This is a genomic window from Rania fehmarnensis, assembly GCF_056494185.1.
Window position 1 is genome coordinate 8,927,433 of the sequence record NZ_CM151398.1, and the last position, 25,608, is coordinate 8,953,040.

Annotated in this window: 19 protein-coding genes; 4 read left to right on the forward strand and 15 right to left on the reverse strand. The window is 55.5% G+C overall.

What is annotated here, in order from left to right:
* Positions 1-92: 92 nt before the first annotated feature.
* From SH573x_RS30095 to SH573x_RS30165, 15 genes are all read right to left on the reverse strand, one after another.
* Positions 93-353 carry a hypothetical protein gene (locus SH573x_RS30095; RefSeq protein WP_479351917.1) on the reverse strand — a complete coding sequence of 87 codons (261 nt, stop codon included), beginning with the start codon at positions 351-353 and terminating at the stop codon, positions 93-95.
* A gap of 685 nt (positions 354-1,038) precedes the next feature.
* Positions 1,039-1,494, reverse strand: coding sequence for a hypothetical protein (locus SH573x_RS30100; protein WP_479351919.1), 456 nt, complete (start codon positions 1,492-1,494; stop codon positions 1,039-1,041).
* 185 nt (positions 1,495-1,679) lie between these two features.
* On the reverse strand, positions 1,680-2,351 hold the full coding sequence (locus tag SH573x_RS30105; RefSeq protein ID WP_479351920.1) for a CPBP family intramembrane glutamic endopeptidase: 672 nt from the start codon (positions 2,349-2,351) through the stop codon (positions 1,680-1,682).
* A gap of 68 nt (positions 2,352-2,419) precedes the next feature.
* On the reverse strand, positions 2,420-2,884 hold the full coding sequence (locus tag SH573x_RS30110; RefSeq protein ID WP_479351921.1) for a GNAT family N-acetyltransferase: 465 nt from the start codon (positions 2,882-2,884) through the stop codon (positions 2,420-2,422).
* Between the two features lie 466 nt (positions 2,885-3,350).
* The gene (locus SH573x_RS30115; protein WP_479351922.1) at positions 3,351-3,689 is read right to left on the reverse strand and encodes a hypothetical protein; all 339 of its coding nucleotides are present in this window, start codon (positions 3,687-3,689) and stop codon (positions 3,351-3,353) included.
* Positions 3,686-4,912 (reverse strand): type II secretion system F family protein, encoded by a 1,227-nt coding sequence (locus SH573x_RS30120; RefSeq protein WP_479351923.1) that lies wholly within the window; start codon positions 4,910-4,912, stop codon positions 3,686-3,688. Before SH573x_RS30120 ends, SH573x_RS30115 begins: the two co-directional genes overlap by 4 nt.
* A 5-nt stretch (positions 4,913-4,917) precedes the next feature.
* Positions 4,918-6,429 (reverse strand): GspE/PulE family protein, encoded by a 1,512-nt coding sequence (locus SH573x_RS30125; protein WP_479351924.1) that lies wholly within the window; start codon positions 6,427-6,429, stop codon positions 4,918-4,920.
* Between the two features lie 13 nt (positions 6,430-6,442).
* Positions 6,443-7,003: a GspMb/PilO family protein gene (locus SH573x_RS30130; protein ID WP_479351925.1), complete on the reverse strand. Its 561-nt coding sequence runs from the start codon at positions 7,001-7,003 to the stop codon at positions 6,443-6,445.
* Positions 7,000-8,355: a hypothetical protein gene (locus SH573x_RS30135; protein ID WP_479351927.1), complete on the reverse strand. Its 1,356-nt coding sequence runs from the start codon at positions 8,353-8,355 to the stop codon at positions 7,000-7,002. Before SH573x_RS30135 ends, SH573x_RS30130 begins: the two co-directional genes overlap by 4 nt.
* Before the next feature lie 17 nt (positions 8,356-8,372).
* Positions 8,373-9,281, reverse strand: coding sequence for a prepilin-type N-terminal cleavage/methylation domain-containing protein (locus SH573x_RS30140; protein WP_479351929.1), 909 nt, complete (start codon positions 9,279-9,281; stop codon positions 8,373-8,375).
* Positions 9,259-9,807, reverse strand: a complete 549-nt coding sequence (locus tag SH573x_RS30145) for a hypothetical protein (protein ID WP_479351930.1) — start codon at positions 9,805-9,807, stop codon at positions 9,259-9,261. Before SH573x_RS30145 ends, SH573x_RS30140 begins: the two co-directional genes overlap by 23 nt.
* Positions 9,808-9,889: 82 nt before the next feature.
* The gene (locus tag SH573x_RS30150; protein ID WP_479351931.1) at positions 9,890-10,648 is read right to left on the reverse strand and encodes a type II secretion system protein; all 759 of its coding nucleotides are present in this window, start codon (positions 10,646-10,648) and stop codon (positions 9,890-9,892) included.
* A gap of 238 nt (positions 10,649-10,886) precedes the next feature.
* Positions 10,887-14,645: an ATP-binding protein gene (locus tag SH573x_RS30155; RefSeq protein WP_479351932.1), complete on the reverse strand. Its 3,759-nt coding sequence runs from the start codon at positions 14,643-14,645 to the stop codon at positions 10,887-10,889.
* Entirely contained in the window at positions 14,642-15,910 is a 1,269-nt protein-coding gene (locus SH573x_RS30160) for a metallophosphoesterase family protein (protein ID WP_479351933.1), read from the reverse strand. Before SH573x_RS30160 ends, SH573x_RS30155 begins: the two co-directional genes overlap by 4 nt.
* Before the next feature lie 1,342 nt (positions 15,911-17,252).
* Complete coding sequence (locus SH573x_RS30165; protein ID WP_479351935.1) at positions 17,253-18,320, reverse strand: hydantoinase/oxoprolinase family protein; 1,068 nt, start codon at positions 18,318-18,320, stop codon at positions 17,253-17,255.
* A 173-nt stretch (positions 18,321-18,493) separates the two neighbouring features.
* On the opposite strand from SH573x_RS30165, the gene SH573x_RS30170 reads away from it, so the two are divergent.
* The 4 genes from SH573x_RS30170 (at position 18,494) to SH573x_RS30185 (ending at position 25,587) form a co-directional block, all read left to right on the forward strand.
* Positions 18,494-19,447: a TIGR00266 family protein gene (locus SH573x_RS30170; RefSeq protein WP_479351936.1), complete on the forward strand. Its 954-nt coding sequence runs from the start codon at positions 18,494-18,496 to the stop codon at positions 19,445-19,447.
* Positions 19,448-19,588: 141 nt separating this feature from the next.
* A complete protein-coding gene (gene larC, locus SH573x_RS30175; protein WP_479351937.1) occupies positions 19,589-21,028 on the forward strand; it encodes a nickel pincer cofactor biosynthesis protein LarC in 1,440 nt (479 codons plus the stop codon).
* Between the two features lie 387 nt (positions 21,029-21,415).
* Entirely contained in the window at positions 21,416-21,658 is a 243-nt protein-coding gene (locus SH573x_RS30180; RefSeq protein WP_479351939.1) for a WXG100 family type VII secretion target, read from the forward strand.
* Between the two features lie 44 nt (positions 21,659-21,702).
* Complete coding sequence (locus tag SH573x_RS30185; RefSeq protein WP_479351941.1) at positions 21,703-25,587, forward strand: FtsK/SpoIIIE domain-containing protein; 3,885 nt, start codon at positions 21,703-21,705, stop codon at positions 25,585-25,587.
* The last annotated feature ends 21 nt before the right edge of the window (positions 25,588-25,608 follow it).

Consider the following 25,608-nt stretch of genomic DNA (forward strand, 5'->3'; position numbering starts at 1 on the left):
TGGTTAACAAATCCAGACGCTAACCAGTAGAAGCACAGAAGTTCAGATCTTCAATGGGTATGACTGAGCGTCCGAGTTGACCTTCGAAGCATCTACGAGTTGATGTTCGACCATGTCAGACGATTGGCGGCGGGCTTGTGTCTCGAGCCAGCAAAATAGGCACCGACTAGTACCGCAGTTATCATCAACATGGAGAACACGTCTGCAGGAGTGACTATCGCACCGACAGCAGCACAGCCCAGGACGGCTACGCACCATCGCCAAGTCAACAAGCCGCCCACGTACATTGTCAGAGCCGACACGGCGACGACTGCAAGCGTGATAAGTTCGACAGTTCCAATTCCCAGCACCATTGTGAATCTCCAAAAAGAAGTTGAGAAACTCGCCGAATGCCGTCCGTCGACTCAATCGTCACAGTTGGAAGCGAACACCTGCCAAATTAGCCCATTCAGTCATCAATTGCAATACTTATCCCCTTTTCACCCACGTAGCCGAGTCTCTCCGAGACTCGTCCCCCAACTCGCTACCCGAGCGAAGAATAAAACGCGACCATATCGAGAACCCGAAAATGCGAGTCTCTGAGAGACTCGCCTACGTGGATACTCGATGACGAGTGAAGCCCTTCGATCAGACAACGATTTCTCTGTGTCTCTGTGCCTCTGTGGTTAGCTTTTGGATTTGTAAACCACAGAGTCACAGAGACACAGAGAAAGACATCTTTCGGCACAATTCAGCTATCGCGAAAACATGACACTAGTGCTGAATGACCAATCATTGTGGCCTCCGGCAGCGTATATCTCGATGTCTCCTCGATAGACGCGCAATGATTCAATGTTGTCTCAACGGTCCAGTAGCAGCCACGTAGGCGAGTCTCTCCGAGACTCGCATCTGAATTCTGAATTCGCTGCCGGTGCGCGAAATCAAACTAAACGCGACCATAAACCTTCACCGAAATTACGAGTCTCGGAGAGACTCGCCTACGTGGTCACAGACCAGTCAACCTAAGCGCGATTCGAAATGGCTCATCGCAGGCGTCGTCTATTTCAATCCGTTTTGCGCATCTTCGATGGGCACATAACGAACCTCTTGATATTCAACTGTCTTTTGCTTGGCTTCCGGTACCATCCGACAGGTTGTGTAGTTTACGGTCTTCGTTTTGGTTTCAGGGACCATGGTACACACAGTATAGGTGACCGTCTTTTCTTTGGTCTCATACACCGGTTTCATCACGGTGTAGCTAATCTCTTTCTCATGATTCTCATAGACCGGCGTCATGACCGTGTAATTGATCAGCTTGGTCTTCGTCTCGATCACCGGCCGCATGCCCGGTGGCGGCACAGTTGTAGGTCCAGCCTTGACAGAGCCAGTAACCACCAATGGTGCGGGCGATGGTTGACTGGCCGGAGGAAAGCTGTTGCCGTACCAAAGGGCGCCCGTAACCGCAGTCGCGCTAATGACAAGCACAGTTATTAGCCAAACAAGTCTGGTTTTCATAGCCACTCCATTTACCCTTTGCTAGCATTTTTGCGATGCCATTGTGCCAATAATCATTTATCGGAAAGTTGTGATTTCGCCGACCGAAATACTCTGCAGTTTTTGAGCAAAAGTTCGAAAGAACGCATGTGTGGATTTGGTCTCGATGGACCGATGATTGACTGTCGCAGGCAACCTCTCGCATTCTATGAGAAATAGCTTGCGAGCGTAGGTATCATGATGGGCAGGTTGACAAGAAGGTGAAGTACCATAACCGCAACCAAATTTCGTTTCAACAAGTAGAGCACGTAAAGCATCACTGTACCCATACTATGGTAAAGGAGCCAAGACAAGCCAAAGAACTGTATGTGCGGGACCAGGAAAATCGCAAAGCTAACACATGCCCCGACCCACAGGCGGCCGGTCAACTCGCGAATCCTTTCAATGAGGTAACCCCGGTAAAACACCTCTTCGCCGATGGCAGCAGCGACGACAATCCCAAGTACCACCACTGGATTCAAACTCGTAATCTGATCCGATCCCTGATTCGTAGTCGGCGGCACTAGCGTGCTGGCTACCCAATACCATGCCATGGTTGCACCCCACAAGTAAAGTGCCCACGTGACTTGGCTTTCGTTTGGCCAAGCAATGCCGATTGAAGACAGGCTACGTTTTTCAAAGAGCCAAACTTGCCCCAATATCGCCACGACAGCCACGAATTTCCAGAAGATCGACGCGGAAGGGTTTTTAGGTCCAATACCGACGCCAAACCACCCGAGAATGGTCGCCAAATTGTACACAGCGAATGCAAATGCAAGGCCCAAAGCTAACTGCCTGCCTCGCTCTCCGTTCACCAGCGATCGTTTCTTATTGTCCATGCTTGTACTGCTGCTGCGATAAATGGACGGCATCTTGAATGCCGTCGGCGCTCCGGTTGAACGACCTGTCAGGCACCACTGACGACCAGCTCCAACTGCGGGCGCACCCGATCAGGATCAGTGCGGATGGGAGCGGGAACCGTCGTGACCTGTTTTGCCCCGCAGGCCAAGTAGAAGCCCAGAGCGTTTGGGTCTGCGTCGATGTGAATTCGACACTGGCCAGAAGACGAGGCAATGGCAATGGCTTTTTCAAGCAGTTGACGGCCGAGGCCCCGGCCCATGTGCTCAGGATGAACCCAGAGTGACACAAGTTCCCAGGGTTCGAGGATGGGACACAACTGCGTGAAGCCAACGACCGTTCCTTCCGATTCGGCCACGAAGGTTGGCCAAGCGGCAATTGTCTCCGGCGACGTCTGCAAGTCCGGAGCCCAACGGTCCAAGTCCAGCTCGGAGTAACCCCAGTGAGCCTTCGCGGCGATGGCGATTCGATCAAGTGTTTCGACTTCAGACGTGATCGCTGGTCGGATTTCCATGTGGGGCCTCAGGGCACCGATTACTCGGCCGCCTCGATACTCAATAGAGTTACACTTGAAATAACCCAATAACCCTGTGCGATGGGATTGGAATACTTAATGCTGGAGACTGAGAACTTGGGTTCAGTTAACCATTCAATAGCGGCGTGCCGGCGACTTCAATGCCATAGACTTCGCAAGTTGATGTCCGTTGCCGCTTCAGTGGGTATTATAGCAGACCACTGGCCGTAGTTGGAATCGCCAATCACCGGCAACCAAGATGCCGCCCCATCCGGGGCTAAGACTGCGCGTGCATTAGTTTATGCGTAAAGTATTCTCAGAAAGACGTCTATCTGGTACCACCAGGGCTTGTCTCGGTGGACCGATGACTGACTGGCTTGATCGGGACCCAAGCTAGCTTATCAGTCATGCTTCCACCGACGCAAGGTCGGTGGTAAGCCACACCGCAATAGAAACTACAACCTTCTCAGTTCACAATTTGCTCACCCGCAAGCGACTTGACGTGAAGGCTACGGGCTTCGAAGTCGATCACCTCAAACTGCACGCTTCCTATGGCAAAGCGACTGGGTTGCTGGCGGTCAAGTTTGATGGTCACGCGCCGCTCACCACAGGTCACAATGGCGGAACCGTGGTCGCGATCGCGCATGACCATGGCCTGCAGACGCAGCTGTGGCACAGAGGTGGGCTGATCGGTGACGATAACCGCCGTGGGCTGTTTCCACTGGGCACCAGGCACCGTCGGATCTTTAGCCAGGCTCGGGCAGGCGATGGCTGCCGTCATCAACACGCACATGATTCGTCTCATCGCACGTTAGCTCCGGCACTCATCAGTGCCATAAAGAAGGCCATGTAAACGTAGCCCACGATACCGCCAGCCAAAACGATAATGGCTGGTTCGACCAGCATGCTCAATCGTTTGACTCGACGTTGCAATTCAGTGTCGCACCACTTGGCTACTTCCTCTAAGGCTGATTCGAGTTGCCCAGTACGTGAAGCTATGTCGAGCATGCTGGTCAGCATGGGCGCATACCCAGGTTGCTGATCCAACGCAGCAGCCAAGGGCTGGCCGCGTCGAACCGCTTGTTCAGCCTGATCAATGCAGCCAGCCAAATGTCGATTGGTTTGCAGCCTGGCACAGATGGACAGCGATTCGATCAATTGAATACCGCTGCGCGTCATCACCGAAAGCGAACTAGCCAGCAAACCGGTGCCCGCCAGCTGCAATATCTTGCCGATGATAGGCACTCGCAATAGGCATCGATCGATCACCAAACGTGCCGGAGGCCAGTGAAACGCGGCTGTCAACGCCAGGCACAATGTTACGACCGCGACCAGGACCGTTTGCCCATACAAGTGGCACCAGATCGACAAGTCGACGAGCGATTGGGTCATCGCCGGTAACTTGCGCCCCATGGCTACCAAAAATTTCTGTAGTTGCGGAATCACCGACACGATCAAATAGAGTGCAATCGAAATGGCCGCTACCGCGACGATGGATGGATAAGCCAACGCAACGCGAACTGTATTCAGTGAGACGCGACGTTGCTCTAAATGCCTGGCAGCCTTCTCCAGTACATCGCTGAGCGTACCGGAGGCTTCGCCAACAGCCACCAGCTGGACCACAATCGGTGGGAAACCGCCGCTAGCCTGCAGCGCACCAGCGAACGACTGACCACGCTGAACGTCGTTGACGATATCGGTCAAAGCACGCTTCAAGCGACGCGACGTAGCTTGAGCGACCACCGCTTGCAAGGCACTTCGCAAATCCAAACCGTTCCGCAACATCATAGCCAATTGTCGTAGCGCAACTTCAATGCTCTGCCAGGTGGGTCGATTGAATAATGCTAACGACAATCGCGGACCAGATTTTCCAGCGACTAGCGCTCGATTCGATGACTCTGACCAACTGACCAACTGCAACTTCATCGACTCGATCGCCGACCTTAGTTGTTGAGGCGAAGCAGCGACGTGGTTACCGCGAATCAAGCGGCCGCGACTATCACGAGCGATATAGGCGTAGTTAAGCATCCTGATCACCACACCGTCACCGCTTGAGTAACTTCTCGGAAGCTGGTGGTACCATCGAGCAGCCTCGCAACCGCATCATCCATGAGCCCAGGGAGTTGATGCTGGCGAGCGAAGCCGAGCAGTCGCTCTTCGGTCGCGCCGCTGGTGATGAGTTCGGCCAACTGAGCGTTACCGGCCAAAAGTTCAAACAGTCCGGTACGACCTTGAAAGCCTCGGCCTGCGCACATCACGCAACCACGCGGTTCATATATCGTGGCTCCGGCCAGTTCAACTTGCTCCAGCAATGTAGCTTCGTGGCGGGTCAACTCGCGGGGCTGCCGACAATGGGAACAGAGTTTGCGCACCAGGCGTTGAGCAACGGAAATGCGAAGTGTCGCCGCAATCAAAAATGGATCGACGCCTAAATCGATCAGGCGCGTGACCACGCCCAAAGCTGTGTTGGTGTGCAACGTGCTAAAGACCAAGTGGCCGGTCAAGGAAGCTTTCACCGCAATACTCGCCGTTTCTGCATCGCGGATTTCACCGATCATGACCACATCGGGATCGTGCCGCAACAAACTGCGGAGAGCCTTGGAGAAATTCACTTTGTCGGCTGAATCGATCTCAACTTGCGAAGCTCCAGCGATTTCATATTCGATTGGATCCTCGATAGTGATCACATTACCACCACGAGTCTTCAGCAATTGTTCGATAGCGACATACAGCGTGGTTGATTTGCCACTACCGGTTGGTCCGGTAAGCAGTACCAGACCATGCGGCCGCAGCGTGGCGGTCGTGAATTGTTCACTCATCGTTGGACTCATACCCAAACCAGGCAACGTCAACTGCCCGGCATGTGTGCCTAGCAGTCGCATCGTCATGCGCTCGCCATAACGGGTCGGCAATGTAGCCACACGTAGTTCGATGCGCTGACTGGATGCTGGTCCGCAACTAATACGACCATCCTGTGGAGCACGCTTTTCGGCAATATCCATGCCTGCCAACACTTTTAAACGATTGACCACCGGCTGTTGCAGATCGGCGCTGAGTTGACGATAGGACTCTAACTGTCCATCGACGCGGAGCTGTACTGACAAGTGATCTGAGCCAGGGACCAGGTGTATATCCGAAGCGCCACGCAGCATGGCGGCTTGCAGGATTTCATCGCACAGCTGAACAATGTCCTGCGTATTGGAGGTCGCCTGTCGATCGCGAGTGGTCATGACCACATCTGATGCCAGGCATTCGAAGCTTGCGTGCTGATAGACACGCAAAATCGAACGTCGCAGCGATTCGGGTTCGACCGATAACGTTCTGAAATGGCTGTCCAGATAGTTGGCCAGGGCCTTGTGCGTCGCGGCGTCCAGTGGCTTGGCACAAGCCACAATTACTTCGTGCTCCACTTTCGACAGTGGCAACACGCCGCGACGCTGGGCGAATTCCGCTGGGACACGCAGGGCCCAAGCCGGATCGATGCGAACATCATCCAGGTCGATTAGCGCGGTGGATTCAATCGGTTGTACAGTGGCTGTCGCCATAGGTCTTGGCCCCCTAAACCAAGATGATCAGAATCCATTGATGAGTGCCATCGGCGCTGGATGAGCACGGCTGCATTGTCAGCGACTGAATCGAAATGCAGGCAGGGGCAGCCTGGATCTCGCGCATGACTTGGTGCATCTGCTGAAAACTGCCGCTCAACCGCAGCTGGACGCAGGTGAATTGGTCGGCCGACTCGTGTTCAGCCTCAGCGTGCTCGCTGCTTTCCAAGCAACGCACACCACAGCCGCTGAAGATAGACATCAAATCTGCCACTCGATCAACGACCGACTGACCTGACATCATCGGTTGAACGATTAAACGCTGATGATTGGATTGTAGCTGCGAGAGTTCAGCGATCAGCTGTCGCTCCAGTGTTCTGGCGGCAGCCAGTTGTTGTGCAGGACTATCGTTCCCAGGTGCTGAATTCGACTTGCCTAATTGCAGTTGAGCATCGTGAATTTGCAGGGCCAGTGGTCGACCGAATGCAATTCCATAGGCCAAAACCACGGCCAGCGCCGGCAAGGCGAGATGGTACACCAGCCTGGCTGGCGATTGTACTTTAGCGAGACTCATAGCCCAACCTCCCCGTCGATCTGCCGCGCGACCGCGTGCAAGTTGCCGGCGAGACTCTTTGTAGAGGCACTGTCCTGAGGCGTCTGTTTGGTAGCCGTAGGATTATGGCTGGGCTGAGTTATTTTCAGTTCGAACTGCACCTGGCCATGTTGCTGGCCAAAGGTGGGCAAGTGCACATGGCAGGCGTGATCAGCCAAGGCGTGGCTAAGTTGCGTCGCCAGTTCCATGGCTACATCGCTGCTGGTGGCCCAACCGTGCAGCGAAATAAATTGTGAGTCGCTGTGCCAACTTTCGATCCACCATTGATCGCTTGCGTGGCGATCCAGCAAATCGAACAGGGCCACCCAAGGCTCGATCGTCGAGGGTGGCTGCACACTTGCAACAAGTTTCAGCTTTTCGAGTTGTGCACTGCGAGCGGTGCTGTCGACGATTTGCTGCCGCAGGGACTTTAGTTGAGATTGGACGGCCAGCAGTTGCTGTTTGTCGGCTTTCTCTTGAGTGAGCAATTTAGCTGATTGTTGCGTTTGTGCTTGTAGAGTTTCGAGTTGCTGGCTGCGAGACCAGTAGTGACCACAACAACCCAAAACCGCCAGACTGGCCAAGCCAGTCTGCATCCAAGCCAGGCCTCGAGAGCGATTCCAATCCGAGTCGCGACCGAGCATGCAACGCGCTAAGGCCTGCCGGCGATGAGCCGTGATAAAAGCTGCGCCTAACAACTGCACGTTTTCGGTAAACTCCAACGAGTCGGCTGGTGCATCTGGTCCGTCGAGTTGCCAGGCAGCCAGGGCAGACTGGATCGCAGGCGAGTCGATGACTGAGGAGTGCCCCAACAATTGGAGCAGGGCAGGATGCGTCGCGCCCTGGAAGGTGGCGTTCAGATGCGAGATGACGCTGGTCATGGTTTCTAGATCAGGTGTACCGATCTGAGTGACCCACCACGCCGGGTCACCACTTAAATTACTTGATACATCAAGTATTCTATGCGATTGCAGCTTGGAAGCAAACGCCGAGATGCCGGAGTAGGTTTCTGTTTCGATGGCGATAGCGCGGTCAAGTTCTTCGGGACCGAGCATCAACGTCGTCTCAAGCGGCAGTTTGACGACTTCGGTGAAGAACTCCAGGCCGGCGATCCACACCGGGTGAGATGAGAGGCGCGGCTGGACATCAACTCCCGAATGGTGGGACTGCGCCGAGTGCCAGGCAAGAGCGATACTGGCGGCCAGGCTGCCCGAGGGTGGAGCAGGGCAGGTTGTGACTTGGGATACGCGCATGCGGCGACCGCGACCCGCAAAATCAATGCGGGCCAGCCGTTGGCTGGTCAGTACCAGTAGCGTATGTGTTGCCCCCAACATTTCCGCTGTCGTCCTGCTTAACGCAATTCCATCTCTACACGATTGTCGATTGAAGGATTAACTTGCAGATAATGCACATAACTTTTCTTGATGATCGATTCGCCCCCATCAAGTGCGTCATCGCTATCTGTATCGTCCCAAAGGATAGCTCGCAGGGCGATCGTCCCATGGACCGTGCTTGATCGCCGCACTTCAAAACTACCACTGGCGGCTACTGGCAGCAGTTGTTCTTCGATTGCGCCGGTCGTACCGCCAGCAGCGCCCACTGCGTAGAGCAATACTCCCAGTTGTTCGGTGCCGGTAGGAGTCGGATCGATACGCAAGCCGCTGAGCGAATCAATATCGAATAACCGGCAAATGACATCGCCTTGCACCTCTGCGGCGACTATCGCTACACTTATGTCGGCTCGGTATCCATCTTCGCTGCCCATGGAATCACCATCGGAACCGGTCGATGTGATTTCGATTCCACCCGAGATAGCGATCAGCGTGGGCTGGCGTCCCCAACCATCGAGCACGCTTGCATGACCCGCACTTAAACGCAGATAAGGTCCATTCCAGCCGCTCGTCAGGCTGACATCGTTAACGGTATCGCGGTCCGAATCGAATTGTTGCAGTGATCGATCGATTAGGCCACTGGGTTTTACCAGTAATTCGTTGGCATCAACCGGCAGGTCACCGGTATCCGCTGCGAAACCTGAAATGATCGATGCTCCGCTGGCGAAGCGCCGTGAACCATCGCCACTGATAGCGACTCGTATATCGTTGATGAGCGTTTGAGTGGCTTCGTATCGCGCCTGATCGGCCAGAGGTTGCAGCGACCGCACGGCCATGCTGGACAGCAAGGCCAAGATGCCCAAGACGACCACCAATTCCAGGAGCGTTAAACCACAGTCACGCGATCTAGCGCAAGGTAAGTGCGACATACAAGTCGTCTCCTACATCGCTGGAGTTCAGCGCGCTGGTAGCGGTGGCGGCAGGCAGATCGATAACGCCATTGGGTCCGGCCGATACAATTCGAACGTCTTTGAGGGTGGCTACGGGATTGACCAATTGAACGTCAATCAAATTTTGCCAGCCATCGATGAGTCCATATGCAGTCACGTTGGGATCGCTGGTGGCTCGCAACAGATAAGGTCCGTTCCAGCCACTGCGTGTGTTCGGGTCGAAGCTGGAGACTTGAGTTCCACTGACCGGATTGCGAAAGAGCCACTGAACTTGGAAGCGATCCGCTTCGGTGGCCGCGGTCAGCACGCCGTCGAGCGTGGTGCTCTTGGTATCGTTCCAGTATTGCTCGAGAGCTTTCGCCGCTTCGCCGAGAGTCTGGCGAGTGGTGGTGCTGGCTGCTTCAGACATCTGATCCGAGCACAAGGGAACGAGCACGCCGCCCAGTGCAATCAAGATGCACAAGACGACAACCAGTTCGACCAGGGTAAGTGCACGGCGAGTCATGATGAGTTCGATGGAAACAAAACACGGATGACCCTCGGGCGCGAGAGCCATCCGTGTTTGAAGTTTTGGGAGTCAGGTAAGACTAGTTGTTAGCTGCGATTTGGAAGTAGTCATCCATTTCGCCGCTCAGATCGGTTCCGTCTGGAGCGATAACTGTTACTAACTTGGCACGGTCCAGCGGATTGGGTGTTGGACTGGCACTGTCGGTGATCTGGAAGATCGCGATGAAGCGGCTATAAACTGCTTCAGGGTTGGTTCCTGGATCGCGAGGGAAGTGTACAGGTGCGTCGAGCATGGTCTTGCCGTTCATTTCGCACAGAGGCCCCACACCCAGAGCCACATACTTGCCGGCCACTGCACTGGATACGGTTTCCAATCCCAAGGCGATTTGTTTGGCAGTGGTGAGCCCCTGCACAACACTAGTATCTGCTAGCGCGGTGAGCGTTGGAGGCACAAACGTACCTTCATCATCAGCGTGCACGCCGACAACTGTGATACCGGCTGCCGTTAGTGGAGCCCTGGTCAGAGCCGTTAACGTCAGGTCTTCCAGGCCACCGCTCAGACCAGCGTTGAGCGATCCCAGAGCTTCGCCTGCCAGGTCTTCGACCAAGCCGTCAAAACCATTGGGATAGGTCATGAACTGGGCGTCATAGCGCTGAATGGCAGCGGCAACTTCGCTGATGTTCGATGACGCAGTGCTGCGGCTGGTTCTTGCGACCATGTCGGTAATGGCCGGGATGAGTACAGCGGCCAAACCCACGAGAATCATCAAGACCACAATAAGTTCAACTAACGTGAAGGCACGTCGAGTCGAGTGAGGTCTAATCCAGTTGGTCTTCATAACTAAATCTCTTTCTCGGGTAGGCTGATACCGCAAAATCATTGGCATGGCGGTAAAGTTTTCTGATTGAGTACAGGGTGATTCCATTTGTTCAATCGAAAAACTCTAGCTTGCCATTTGGTGCGCTCAGTCCTAAGAAAGAAATTTTGTCAAGTTATTTTCAAGAACCGTAATGTTTTTAAAACGGGGCTCATCGAGAGCGGTGTTCAGCCGGTTAGCATGAAAAACGCTGGTGAAATCAGGCCGATATGGGTCGGTTCCTAAGATAGTCCTCTATATTAGGGTATTCTTGCTCTGGCCCTGTTCCCTCGACAGAATCGATCCAGCCATCAATGACGGAATCTTCTGCATGGCGATCGGCCAGCTGGCTGCGAGCTTCCATATCAAATAGAGCATCATCGGCCTGCGACAAGTCGTCTTCGTACCAGAGCCAGTCGATGGCTGGTGGTGGAGGTGGGGCAATGACCTGCACTACCTTAACTGGTACCGGTTCGATCACCGGTTGAATCACGACTGGTTGCGGAACGATTTCAACGACTGGCACCGGAACTGGCTCGACCTTGGGTTCGGGCTCGACGATTGGCAATGGTGCAGGTGCTGGCAGTGGGTCGGGTTGGACGACGACGATCTTCTTGGGCGCCGGCAGTGCTTCGGGCACATAGATGCGGGCCTCGCCCGGACGACCTTGGGCTGGTAACAATCGGACTTCGACGCCGATCTCGTAAAAGATCTTCATGATGTGTTCGTGGCAGGTAAACATAATTACCTGATGACCCAAGGCCGCAAAGTCGCGGAGCACGCGAGCGGCGGCGGCGGTACGCGGTTTATCGAAGTTAACGAATACGTCGTCTAGAACCAGTGGCAACATAACACCCCGCCTCGCATAAGCGGCAGCCAGCGAAAGTCGGAGCGCTATGAATACAGTCTCGCGCGTACCACGTGATAGGACCTCCAGCGGCAGAGCCTGGCCGGCGGAGTTATCGATACGCAATTGATTCTTGCCCAGCGGTGTCCAAACACGCACATACTTGCCTTCGGTCAATTGATTCAGGAAGGCCGAGGCTTCGCGCAAGGTTTCTGGTTGACGCTCGGTTTCATATACTTCGCAGACTTTATCGAGCATATGCGTGGTGGCGGCCAGCGTTTGCCAGTGGGCAGCGCACGCTTTTATCTGGTTCTCGATGCAAGCCAATTCGAGTTTCGCATCGGGCAAACGCGTGTCTGCGGCCAGCGATTTCATTTCCTGACCGATTTCGCCCTGGCGACCATGCAATTGTTCCACTCGCTTTTCCGCGCTAGCGATGCGTTGCTGGAGGGCATCCCAACGTTTCTCTAATTCGTCGGCTCCAGGATTATCCAAATGACGGGCGATGGTTTCGTAGGCGACTGCGCCACCGATGACCGCGCGAATACGCTCGTTGAATTCAGCATGCTGCGTGAGCAACTTGTTGTGTTTAGTCTTGCGATCCAGCAAGTCTTGCAGTTGCTCTTCGCTCTCGCAACCAATCTCGGCCAGCACTGCGCTATGCGATCGATGCAAACGATCAATGGCCTTGGACAGTTGGCTCATTTGTTTGGCGAGCGTGGCGTCTTCTTCTTTGAGACCTTTGCGTTGTTGAATGTATTGTTCTTGTTCGCTGATCATCGCAGTGAGGCGATTGATCTGATCTAGTGCCAAGGCCGCGGCATCGGCATCGGCGCGCACGGCTGAGACCTCTTTGTCTTTGGCAGCGGCCGCGGCTTGGAACGCCTGGCGTTTTTCGCGATCTAACCTGCTTTCGTTTTTATCCCTTGGATCAACTTTGACGTCTTTGTTAGAGCTGGCCGCTTGACCTTCACGCGTGGCCTTCATGACTTCGTCGCTGGCTTTTTTAGTCGCCGTAGCCTGACGTAACAAACCGTCGACACGCTGCGTGATCGCGCCCAGCTCCAAACGACGTTGATCGAGTTCGTCTTCGAGAGCTTGCATGCGGCGGCGAGTTTGCAGCAGCGAATCATAGCCTTCAGCCATGATGCGAATGCTCTTGGGTGATAGCGATTGAGTGATACCCAAGTGCTGCAGTGTTTTCTCCCACTGACCCCGAGCTTGACGCAGCGCATCGGCCGCCTCGGTAGCCCGACGGCGAGCTGCTTTGTGACGTTCGCTGGCAGCTTGCAAGTTATGTTGAATGGGTAGCAGCGTTTCCAGGGTGGTCAGTTCGGCTTCGGCATCGCGCAGTCGAACTTCTAGTGAACCGGTGTGCGGTGGCAAGCGGCGGTCGAATTCATCGCGTTCGGCTTCGATCTTGCGCAGCTCTTTCTTGAGAGCTTCGAGTTGATCTTCGCAATCGTCCAGTTCGCTAACTGTGGTGCGATCGAGCATGTTCCCCCAGGTGAACCAGAAGAACAACATGAAGGCGCCCAGTAGCAGGAACAACAGACCTGTATTGGGATCGGGTTTGATATTGAACCACTGGCCAGGCATTACCTTGGCCATACCCCACAGCGCAAAGAAGGCGCCACCTACAAAGATCAAGCCCATCATGAACGAACGTTCAACCGGCAGAGCTTCGTCGGCCGCTAGATCGACCGCTTCTTCTTCCAATTGCTGACGACGAGCTTGATGCTTGTCGAGCATATCTTGAATCTGCAGGCGGCGGCGCAGCAGACCGATCAGCTCGCTGGTCGCGCCCATAGCATCGTGCAAATTATCATGCTGACGAGTGGCCAGTGCTCCTGATAATTCTTTGGCCAGTCGATCCGCTTCCTTCTTATCGACTTCGCTCTGCTGCTTGGCCTGCTTCATGCGTCCGAGGTAGGTGCGCACATCGCGCGCCGGCTCGGATAGCTGATTGATGGCTTGAGGGGACAGATCGGGCATACGGGTCATGCGCCGGTCTGAAAGCAAGGCTTCGCAGTCTTCTTCGCTGATACCTAAACGCTTGCCATCCTCGCGCAACTGCTCGGTGGTCTGCGCCAACTGTGATTCGATGCGCTGGATGTGCTTTTGAATCTGCCCGATCCAGGGAGCCTGTTCGGAGGCAGCTTCGATCTTGGGCGTCAGTTTCAGCAAGCTTGAACGCAACGGCAGATTGCGTGAGCGTTCGCGCAAGGCTCGACGCTGCGATTTGACTTCAGCCAGCTTGGTTTGCCGCTGGGCAACTTCAGCATTGATGCCTTTGAGTTTTTCGGCGGCCGACTCGGGTACATCGGTGCGCGCGTTGAGCGCGGCGATTTCGTCGTTGAGCGCGGCGCGCTGTTGCCAATTGGGGCGCACTTGCAAGGCGACTTCGAAGCTGCGCGATTCCAGCTCCCACTGTTCGACGCGTTGTTTCAGTTCATCCAGCTCACCTTGTTGGGTCGCGCGCAGCGCGGCCAGTTCGGCCCAGCGACGACCGCGAGCGGTGAGACTGTCGATTTCATCGCGCAGCTTTTCACGCTTGAGCATGAGTTGCTGCATCTGACCGGCTTCGGGTGTAACGCCGACTACCTGGCTGCGAGCGATCTTCAATTGGCGCGTGACATCGACCAGCGACACACGGTCCAAGCCGCTGGAGAGTTTGTAAAGTTCGTCGGCCGCAGCCGTATCGTCCAGCGTGCTGAGCTCCTGCAACTCGCGCAGGCCGATAGCGAACACGTTGGTAAAGATCGATTCGTCGATACTGCCCATGAGCATCGAGAGGCGATGCTGACCTTGCGAGAGACCGTCCGCACCAGTGACGCTCAGCTGGCCCGCCACGCCACCTTGATCCAGCTGCGCGCGGCGCGCGATCTCGTATCCACCACCGGGACCGGTCACGCGAATCGCGCCGCCAGGTTTGCCACCATGCACCGGCGGCAGATAGCGTTGACGACGTTCAGGTGTGAAGCCATAGAACATCGTGCGCAAAAATTGCATCAGTGTCGTCTTGCCCGCTTCGTTGGGGCCGTAGAAGACACTCATCGTATCGGGCAGTCCGTCCACGGTCAGACTGGACCAGACTCCAAAGCCATCGACCTGCGCGTCCTTGATCTTCATTTATCCAGTCCTCCATAGCGGCGCGTGGGCGCCAGCAGATCGATCTGATGACCGCGAAGCATATCTACGCCCAAGAGTGTGGAACGTTCCAGCATGGCCAGCTGTCCCGCGGAATCAGCCGGCAACAAAGCGGCAGCCCAAGGTGCTGCGCCGGGTGTTTCGCCATCGACGAGCGGTTTGAGATTCAACTCCTTGGCCGCGTTCTTGCGATGACCAGCAGCCACTCGCAAGAAGTCACCCAGGATCGTGTCTTCGTCTTGCCACTTTTTGGGCAGTTGCTTGGGCGGTAGGACTTCGATATCGACCGACCAACAGGACGGCGAACCATGACCGAACTCGCGGCGCAACCAGCCTAGCAATTCTTCTAAGGCACTGGGGCCCACGACACTAGCATTTTCCAAATCCATATGCACGCGCCAGTGAACGAGCACATGCCTGCCGGCTGCCTCGCTTTGGATGCGAGCCACACGCCGCGACAATAGTTGACGCAGGTCTCGACCCAGCGCCACATCGTCGGCATCGATCTCTTGAATCGTTGTCCGCACCAGATCGACTTCGACTTGGTGCGTCTGCATGTTTCGCTGGGCATCGATATCGACTAACACGAAACCATGTGGCCCTGACTCCGCCAGCGATCGCGCCTGGGGAGTGCCACAGTAGCGAATACACGGTTGCTCGGCTGACAGAATTTCGCTTTGATGCTGGCCACCCAGGGCCCAATAGTCGATGCGTTCGTTGCCGAGTGTTTCCAAATCTGCCTGGCCATAGGCGACGGCGATGACGTAGTTGTCGTCGGCTTCATGCGCGTATTCGGCAGCTCGCACCGATTCGGCTCCATCACTGCTGCGGCCTAGCAGGGTTACTAGTGCATGGCTATTGCGTCGCCACACGACCGATTCGACTTGGCGTTTGGTGAATAGGTGGACGTTGCTGGGCAGAGCAACTGCTTCGGGCCAGCGATCGGGATCATCGACCGAACCGCCTGCCCAGTAGACCTCGATACTGCGGGCGGCCAGTTCCTCGAATCGATCGAGCATAAAGGCCACGCCTTGGGCGCCGGCAGAAACTGGATTGAGCAAATCGCCTGCGAGGACCACGAAGTCGACATTTTCGACCAACGCGTGCTCGAAGATACAAGCGGCAGCTTTCCAGGGGGCATCTACCAAAGTACGGCGCAGATGGTCTGGTAAGTCCAATACATCTTGCATTGGACGTTCGAGATGAAAGTCGCTAGCGTGAATGAAGCGAAACGATTCCCTGGCCATTGTGCAAATCCTCCCTGATTGCCCGCCTCGGCCCATGCGCTCGGCGTGCCCTTATGTTAACAGGCCAGGCCATTTTTTGCCAACATCGGTTTTTGACGCACTTTCACCAAGTTGCCAAATGCCAGTCGAGCAGCTGTGCAGGGCTTTTGGGAACCCGCTAACCAATGTCTGTCCCCGCGCGATCGGGCGGCGTGCTGGTGGTCTGTCCCCGCGCTTTTGAACGGGGACACACCCTGCGACCAATGCAAGCTAAACAACCACGTGTCTGTCCCCGGCTGTAAAGAGATCGTACAGCTTTTAAGTCGTGCCACTGCATGGCGTTAAGGGTTCTGAGTGGCACTGGCTATGCGCAGCATTGCCTGTGCTCAAAACGATGCGATCGATATTCGGTCTTTCGGTTGCATAGACCAATGAAATCGAAATTTGTGAGCGCCCAGGCGGTGGCTCACTCCCGAAAGACCAAACCGGTCGCTGTACGATCTCTGAATGATGGGGGACTGCCTGCAAGCAAATCCCGCCTGCAAGACGGGGACAGAGCATCGGCCCGATCTGTCCGCGCGCCGGTGTCTGTCCCCGAGCGCATGCCGGATGCTAGCTAACGATTCGAAGGTTTGGGGACAGACCTCTGGTCAGAGGCGGCTGCGCGCCGGTGGTCTGTCCCCGCGCTTTTGATCGGGGACCAACCCGTCGCGACCAATTCATGCGAATCAACCACGCGTCTGACCTCGGCTGTGAGTGACTAGGGACAGACCGGACAGACCTGCGGTGGTGTTAGGGCTAGAGTGCGGGGGGAATGTACACTTCTTCGTCGACTGTTCAGCTTGAAATCGTCCCTCAATCGCCTCCGCAGGGTGGTTAATGAAAGATACCCCCCAAGTCGACCATGCCCGCCTTGCCAAAAAAGCGTCAAAATGTAACCAATTTGGCCTTGCAATAGTTGTCAAAGGTTCAGCTCTCGTGTTATCATGGTCGATAGATGGGTTGAACATCCCATTCTTCGGGCGTGATACTCGGCTGCCAGCGATAGCTGAGGGGCTTAAAAAGACGATTCCCGCAGTAGTTTCGTACTCAACTGCGGAAGTCGAGCTGGCAGCCGAGTTTCGTTCTCTTCGGCCCCGAGGCGCGTGTTTGGCATCTATGCGCGTCATCTTACCGCCCACACCACGTTTCTCTGGGTGGTTACACGCCAACGAAAACACCCTTGGAGCGGGTCTCGGGTTGGTGCGAGTGCGGGTTTGATTGACGACAAACCACTTCGTCTTGAGTTACATATATGGGGCAATTTGGCGGGTTCACTTGCGGAACAAGTGAATGCAAGTTGATCGTAAACGGCGGGGTGAAATCAGGTAGGGCTCACGCTCGACTGTTTCAAGAGCCAAGCGACGGCGGCCGCCGGAGCACATCGTGAAACCTGCTCGTCGAGGCAATCAGTCAGTGCAAACTGCGCTGGCGGCGACTTTATCGTTCTAACTATTTGTCGCCATAACGGCAAGCCGTGCCCGCTATAGATTAGATAGTCTTTGCAACTCCTTGTGCAATCGCTCGTTCGATTGCGGTTGATGGCAGTCTCTATTTGCAAAACCTGTACATCAATTACCTGCCGCGCTAAGCCCACCAGTTCTTCATCAGTCAGGTTATCCCGGTCTTCCCCAATCATCCGCGCCAGTCGAGCCGCGGCATAAACTCTCGTGCGGGGACGGCCATCGGCTGTAGAGCGATCAGCGGGATCAGCCGAAACTTCATCTAAGAGCAACCACGCATCATCGACGGTGGCAAACAGTTCCGCCATGACGGGAACGCGAACGTTACGCAGCATCAGGTGCGAGACGATGGCACACACAGGTGTGCGTCGTAGTCCAGTGTAGACCAGTTGACCAAGCTCCAGACGTTGGCGGTCGGTTCGCGCCTGGGTAGCCACTTTGCCGAACGCCACTGGAACAATGTCCACGGTCGTCGAGCCGATATCGACCACGAGTCCCTGTTGGCAATATTCTTTGGTCGTCGGCCAACGGCCCAACCAGCTGGCCAGTGCATGCCAGTTGCTGGCGGCCACACTCCAAGGATCGACAATGGCTTGTGGAGGAGTTAACCACTGCCCCTGGACAGAATAAACGTGCATGCGTTCAACCGGTACCGCGCGGCTAAGCTGCTCGAGGATCTGCCCGACACCACTGGCCCGCGACTCGAAGCAGTCGGCCAATTCGCCGGTCATCGTTACGGCCAGTGACCAAGGCAGCTGATGGTTCAAGGGCAACTGCGCGAGCAGGTCGCCGGTCGCCTCAGCCAGCCTGGTATGCTCGGTCCACATTGGAAACTCGAGGCTGGCCGCGTGGGCACTTTCGTCGTCTATCCAGATTGCGGCCTTTAAATTTGCGCCACCCACGTCGATGCCCACCACAGCTGTGTGCATATTGTCGAGTTCCTCTTGTATATTGGCGAGGCAAGCGCCTACCGGTGGACTAAACAGTGCCAAGTGAGTTGCCAGTCCAAAAAATCCTTCGAAGCGGCGCAGCGGCCAAGTATTTCTCCGACGCGTCGGTTACCATTTTCCGACGCGGATGCGTCGCAGTTACGGAGCGCATCATGGAAATAATCTATTGTCCCAAATGTCGAGCTCAATACAGTTTGCCGCCAGAGCATTTAGGCAAACAGGTGCGCTGCCAGAATTGCCAAGAGATCTTCACCGCTGCGTTGCAATCCAGCAACAGCCCACCGCCGATTTTGCCTGTGGGCAGTGGCACGCGCATCGCGCATGAGATCGATTATGAAATCTTCGGCGATGATATGCAGTACGCCGAAATCACGCTCGACCCACGCGAAGCGGTGATTGCCGAAGCCGGGGCGATGATGTTCATGACCTCGGGCATCCAGATGGAAACCGTTTTCGGTGATCCCAGTAAACACGGTGCCAGTTTCTGGAACAAGATGCTGTCGGCCGGCAAACGTGTGCTGACCGGCGAGTCACTGTTCATGACTGTCTTTTCCAATGTTTCAGCCAAGCGAGAGACAGTGGCCTTTGGCGCACCTTATCCCGGCCGGATCGAAGCTTTGCATTTGGATAAACTGGGAGGCGAAATCGTCTGCCAGCGCGATGCGTTTCTATGCGGAGCTAAAGGCATCGAGATCTCGATCGCTTTTCAAAAGAAGATCGGCGTCGGTCTACTGGGCGGTGAAGGCTTTATCATGCAGAAACTCATCGGTGACGGCATTGCATTGATTCACGCCTGCGGCACGATGATGCATCGCCAACTGGAACCTGGCGAAACATTGCGCGTCGATACTGGCTGCATCGTCGCCCTGGGGCCGACGATCAACTACGATATTCAATTCAACAATAGCATCAAGAGCGCCATGTTTGGCGGAGAAGGCTTGGTGTTTGCCACCTTGACCGGTCCTGGACCGATTTGGCTACAGAGCTTGCCGTTTGCCCGACTGGCTCGTCGCTTTGCCACCGGTGCTAGCAGCGGTAAAGAACAAGGCTCCGTTTTGAATTCGTTCGGCGGTATCGGCAGTATGCTCATGGGCGATAACGAGTAACATGTATTGCGCCAGGCGGAAGATTGTTGGGGGACTCGTCAAGATTAGGTAGACCAAAGTCTGGCGACTTCAGCTACAGGGCCAAAGTCTGGCGACTTCAGCTACAAAAGAGACCGGCTGCTTAGAAAGATTACGTGTTTAATGCGTTTAGCCTACTTGGATACGCTCAGCGGTATCAGCGGAGACATGACTCTGGCGGCCTTGGTCGATGCGGGAGCCGATGGAGCGCGTATCGAAGCGCAACTGCGAACCTTGGGATTGCCCAAACTCGAATTGCAGTTCTCGCAAACAATGCGAGGTGGCTTTCGAGCTCTGCGACTGGATGTGATTCACCCACCCGAGCACGCGCATCGCCATCTGGCTGATATCGTTGCCATGATCGATGGCAGCCAGTTAACGCCACGAGCCCGCACGCTGGCCAAACGCGTCTTCACGCGCTTAGGTGAAGCTGAGGCGAAAGTGCATGGCACCAGCCTGGCCTCGGTGCACTTCCATGAAGTGGGCGCGGTCGACTCAATCGCCGATATTGTGGGTATCGCCATCGCGCTGGATGAATTGCAGATTGAACGAATCGTAGCTGGTCCACCACCGACCGGCACCGGCACCGTGCACATCGCGCATGGCCTGGTCAGCGTGCCCGCGCCCGCCACGGCTGAACTGTTGCAAGGTATTCCACTCCGCGAAAGCGCGATCGCAGCCGAGCTGACCACGCCCACCGGAGCGGCTGTACTGGCTGCCCTGGGTGATGGCTTTGGACCGCTGCCTTCGATGAGTATCGAACGCATTGGCTACGGTGCCGGTCATCGCGATTTTCCAGAACAAGCTAACCTGTTGCGTTTGTTTCTAGGACAGTCAGCCGTTGGCGTCGGCAATGATGAAGTCATGCTGCTGGAGACCAATATCGACGACGCCACCGGCGAACAGATCGGGTTTGCCATCGAGCGACTGTGGGACGCCGGAGCTTTGGAAGTCTACTCCACACCAATCGCGATGAAAAAGAATCGTCCGGGTGTGCTGCTGAGCGTGCTATGTGGAGCTGCTTTTAGCCAGCGGTTTGAAGACCTGATCTTCATGCACACCGGCTCGCTGGGAATTCGAAGACAGCTGATGGCCCGCCGCAAACTGCATCGCGAAATCATACGAGTCGAAACACCATTGGGCGAAGCCCGGGCCAAATTGGCCTGGCACTCCGGACGCCAACCGAACGTGGCTCCCGAGTACGAAGACTGTAAACGACTGGCCCTGGAAAGCGGTATGCCACTAGCGCAGGTGTACCAGTTGATCGTGCGCGCCGTGCTGAACCTGAAACTAGAACGCCCCCCAGCTCTGATCAGCCAACTGCCCGCACCCCACATGGGCTCCCATGATCACGATCATTCACACGATCATTCACACGATCATTCACACGATCATTCACACGATCATTCACACGATCATTCACACGATCATTCACACGATCATTCACACGATCATTCACACGATCATGATCACGATCATGATCACGATCATGATCACGACCATGATCACGACCATGATCACGACCATGATCATGACCACGGGCATGATCATCACGATCACTAATCTCAATTCTCAAAAAAGCGAAGCGTGCGGCTAGCGAGCCTGTATGGCCAGTCAATGTTAGCGAAGGCGTCAAACGCCGAGTAATTCACACGTCAGCTACGTGCTAGCATCGGTTCCTACTCCTACTCCTACTCCTACTCCTACTCCTACTCCTACTCCTACTCCTACTCGATAGCTGCAGTGACGGATCGAGTACGAGTAGGAGTACGAGTACGAGGCTAACGCCGCTAACGCCTGCGGCTTAGTTTTGAGAATTCGAATTCCGAAAGCGTACATTCTGCTGTTCAGAAACGCTCATGAAAACTTGGATTCGATCCCACTTTCTGCCCGGAAGAGTACAATGGGAGGTGGCGGATGTTCCCCTCATGTACTACTTAAGGATTGCCTATGCGCCGCGTTTCGCATGAATTGGGTAGCTTGGCTCAGCGCTTTAGCGTACTGGCTGAACAACTCGAACAAGAAATGCAGTCGACCGAGGAAATCTGGAAGGATGACCGGGGTCGAGCGTTTTTGCGCGAGCATCTTTCACCCTTTAAACCTACAGTGTCGCAGTTGGTTGCCAGCCTGCACGAGGCTCACGAACTGTTTGAGATGCTAACCAAGAAGCTCGGCGATCCCGATCGAACGTAGAGCTTGGCTGTCTCAGTGTCGACCTCAAGACCGAAGCTGCTGCTATGAATCACAACCCTCGTTTGTTAACTCGTCAGCGTCTGGAGCAACTGACTCGCGGACTGCAACTGCGCATGGAGCAGGGCACCGAGAAGATGGCGCAGCACCTGGCCGACCTGCGCTCGCAGCTTCAGCAAACCGAAACGGAAGCCGAAGCTCGCACGCAGGGCGAACGCGCGCGTTTCCAACAACAGCAGGCGGCTGCGACCACGGATTGGGATCAGCGGCGCATGGCCGTCTGGGATGATGCCGAACGACGTGCTTACAAAGCGGTACATAGTGTCGGCGCCGAAGAACAACGTCTACGCGTCGATGCCCGTCGCCAAGGCGACGAACTGACGGCCGAAGCTAAAAAGCGGATCGCTGATGTCGAGCGGCGCTTCATGCGTTCCAAAGACAAGACGATTGCCAAGCTGAACAAAACCAAAGAAGGCATTGAACAGATCGCAGGCGCTCTAGCGGTCGTCCAACAAGAAGCCGCCACGTTGTTAGCTCAGCGCAGCATGGTGCTGAATGTCGATGCGACTTCGCGCAGCTTCACCGATGGCCCACCGACCAGTTCGGCCGAAGCCATCGAGCGCTGGCAAAATGTCATTCAACACGCGCGACAGCTGGTGCACTGGATGGCTCACAATCGCATCGCGCGCAGCATAGAATCGATTTGGTTCTGGTTGATCTGCACCGGATGCGGGGCCGTGATCGCTGGCTTGATTGGTGGCCTGGCCATCCTACCTTGGCTACTGGCTGTAGGGATCGGTTTCATCACAGCCATCGTTATGGGCATCGTGGCCATCGTGGCGGTTCATCCATGGATTCGACGCGTGATCCGCGCCGAACTGCCCAAACTGGAAAACGCGTTGGCCGAAGGCCATGCACTCCAACGCGCCTCGATGCATCTAGCCAAAAGTGAGAATGATGCCGAACTGCGTCGCCTGGCCGCCAAACGCGATAGCCGCATGCAAGAAGCTGTTACCTGGCGAGACCACGCTGCCAAGGAATTAAACGAACACGTCAAGAAGGAGATGACTCGACTGCGCACTTACGCCGCCAACGAACGCGTGGCCGTCAAAGAGCAACTCAATCAAGCGCTGCGAACCATCGACCAAGAAGGTCTAAATCAACTGCAGCACGATCAAGCCGCCTTCGCGGCGGCTCAGTCCCAACGAGCCGAGCTGTTGCAAAACGATTTGCAGACATTCGAACAATCGATTCATCGCGCCGAGCTGCAAGGTCAAGCCCGCATGCGTGCAGCCTCGCAAAAGGCAGTCACCTGGTTAGCGCGCAGTCGTCAGTGGTGCCAACATCATTTCCCGGTGTGGGAACAAATGGCCAGCGATGCACCTTGGACACAAGGCGTAACCACTCCCATCTTGCCACTTGGCCAAGCCGTGCTCGATTCACTGCTGCCCGATGCTGTTCGCATCGACGCCGGCGGACCTATAACTGCACCGATTAACTTTGAACCGTTTCGCGATCGATATTTGACGATTACCGCCGATCCCAATTCAACGGCAGCTATATCGCTGATTCAATCTATATTGCTACGAGCGCTGACAACTTTGCCACCTGGCAAGACACAGGTCGCGGTCGTTGATCCTCAAGGTCTGGGGCGTGACTACGGTTGGCTGATGCATCTAGGCGACTACGATCCGGAACTAGTTACGCATCGCGTCTGGACGCAGTCAACACACATTGCCAAACACTTGAACAACTTGGCGCTCAAAGCCGAGGACTTCATCCAACAGTCGCTGCGCAACCAGTACGCAACCATCGAACAATACAATCGCGATGCGGGTCCATTAGCTGAACCTTACCGCTTGTTGCTCTGGTCATCGTTTCCGTTAGCCCTGGATGATCAGTCTTGGAAACCCTTACAGAGTTTGCTCGATACGGGTGCCCGCTGTGGCATCATTCCCATTTTCATTCTTGATCCGGCTCAACCTTGGGAAATACCCGAACGTCGCGATATCCTCATGCGTCGCGGACTGCATGTGAAACTAGAAGGCACGCCGACGCGCATCACCACCGCGGAACCTGCCCTGGCATCGCTGACCATTCAGCCCATCCAACCGCCAGCCCCGGAAACCACGCAAAAGATCATCCATCAAGTGGGTCGACGCGCGCGGCTGGCCAGTCGGGTCGAAGTGCCGCTCTCGGGCATCGCTCCTGCGCATGACCAATGGTGGCAAGCCGATAGTTCAAGTTCGCTAGAAATTCCCATCGGTCAAAGTGGTGTCGGCCGAGTTCAATCGCTCAAACTGGGCGTCGGTACTGCGCAGCATGCGATCGTGGCGGGCAAGACTGGTTCGGGTAAGTCCACCCTCTTGCACGCAATTATCACCAGCGCCGCGGTGAAGTATTCGCCAGAGCGCCTGCGGATGGTTCTGCTGGACTTCAAGAAAGGGGTGGAGTTCCAAGCCTATAGCCAAAGCGAACTGCCCCACGCCGACATCATCGGCATCGAAAGCCAACGCGAGTTCGGCTTGAGCGCTCTGGAGTACGTGGACCAGTGCATGCAAAATCGCGGCCAGCTGTTTCGCGATGCAGGCGTACAAGACTTGCAAAGTTGGAACTTAATCCATCCCAACCAACAGATGCCACGCATGCTGATTGTCATTGACGAATTTCAAGAACTGTTCGTCGAAGATGACAAACTGACCAGCCAGGTCAGCCTGATCCTCGATCGCATCGTGCGTCAAGGTCGATCGTTCGGCGTGCATGCTGTGCTGAGCAGTCAAACGTTGGCCGGAGCCTATTCGCTACCGCGAACCACGATGGGTCAGATGGGCGTGCGCATTGCCTTGCAGTGTGATGCCGCTGATGCGCAGATGATCTTTGCGGATGACAATCCGGCTGCATCGCGTTTGCATCATCCAGGCCAGGCTGTGTACAACGACCAAGGCGGACGCGTGGAAGGCAACTCAGCCATGCAGATTGGTTGGCTGACCAAAAGCGAAATGGTGAAATGGCTAGCCGATTTGCCCAGTCATGGTTATCGCAACACGGACAGCAGTTCCAATCTGCTCGGGCGTTGCGTAGTGTTTGACGGAAATCGTCCAGCCACCTGGGATCGCCAAGCGGCCGCTCGAGCAGTCGAAGCCGCTCGCGCTCAACTTAATCCCGACGCTTGCTGGTGCGTGCTGGGCGAAAGCGTCGCCATCAGTCCCGCAGTCACGATTCCGCTAACCGACCAGGCGGGCCGAAACATTCTGCTAGTGGGCAGCGAAGATTCGCAAACCGCAGCAGTGATCTTGTCGATCGCTGGCTCGTTTGTCGCCCATCATGCTCGACGTGTGCAGCCTCAAATATCGGTGATTCAAGCTGCCAAGCCTACCGATGCCGCTTGTCTATCGCTAAAAGAGCGGATGAATCACACACTGCCAGCTCTGGTACAGTTTGCCGATGTTCGCGGAGCAGACGGTTTGCTGGGCGAGATCCACGCCGCTCTCAAGTCGCGAATGGAATCACCCGACAGCTACGCTCAATGGGCGCCAATCTTGTTGACGATTATCAACATCGGTCGCTTGCGAACCTTCCGGCCGGAAGACGAGTATGGCTTGGGTTCCTTCGGTGAAACCAAGGTCACTCCTGACAAACAGCTCGAAGAACTCCTACGAGATGGCCCAGCGCACAACATTCATACGCTGATCCATGCCGAGAACGCTAACACAGTTAGTCGTTGGCTTAGCCGTTCCGCCCAGCGCGAGCTCGAGATTCGACTGCTCATGCAAATGAGCGCCAATGATTCGACACACCTGGTCGATTCAGTCGCTGCCGCTCACTTGGGTGCGCACGTTATGCTGCTGCGCGATGACGCCAGTACCACCGAAGCTCGATTCCGTCCTTACGAGCTCGATACGTTGGTAGAACTAGTGCCCTGCCTCCACTGACTCCACGTAGCCGAGTCTCTC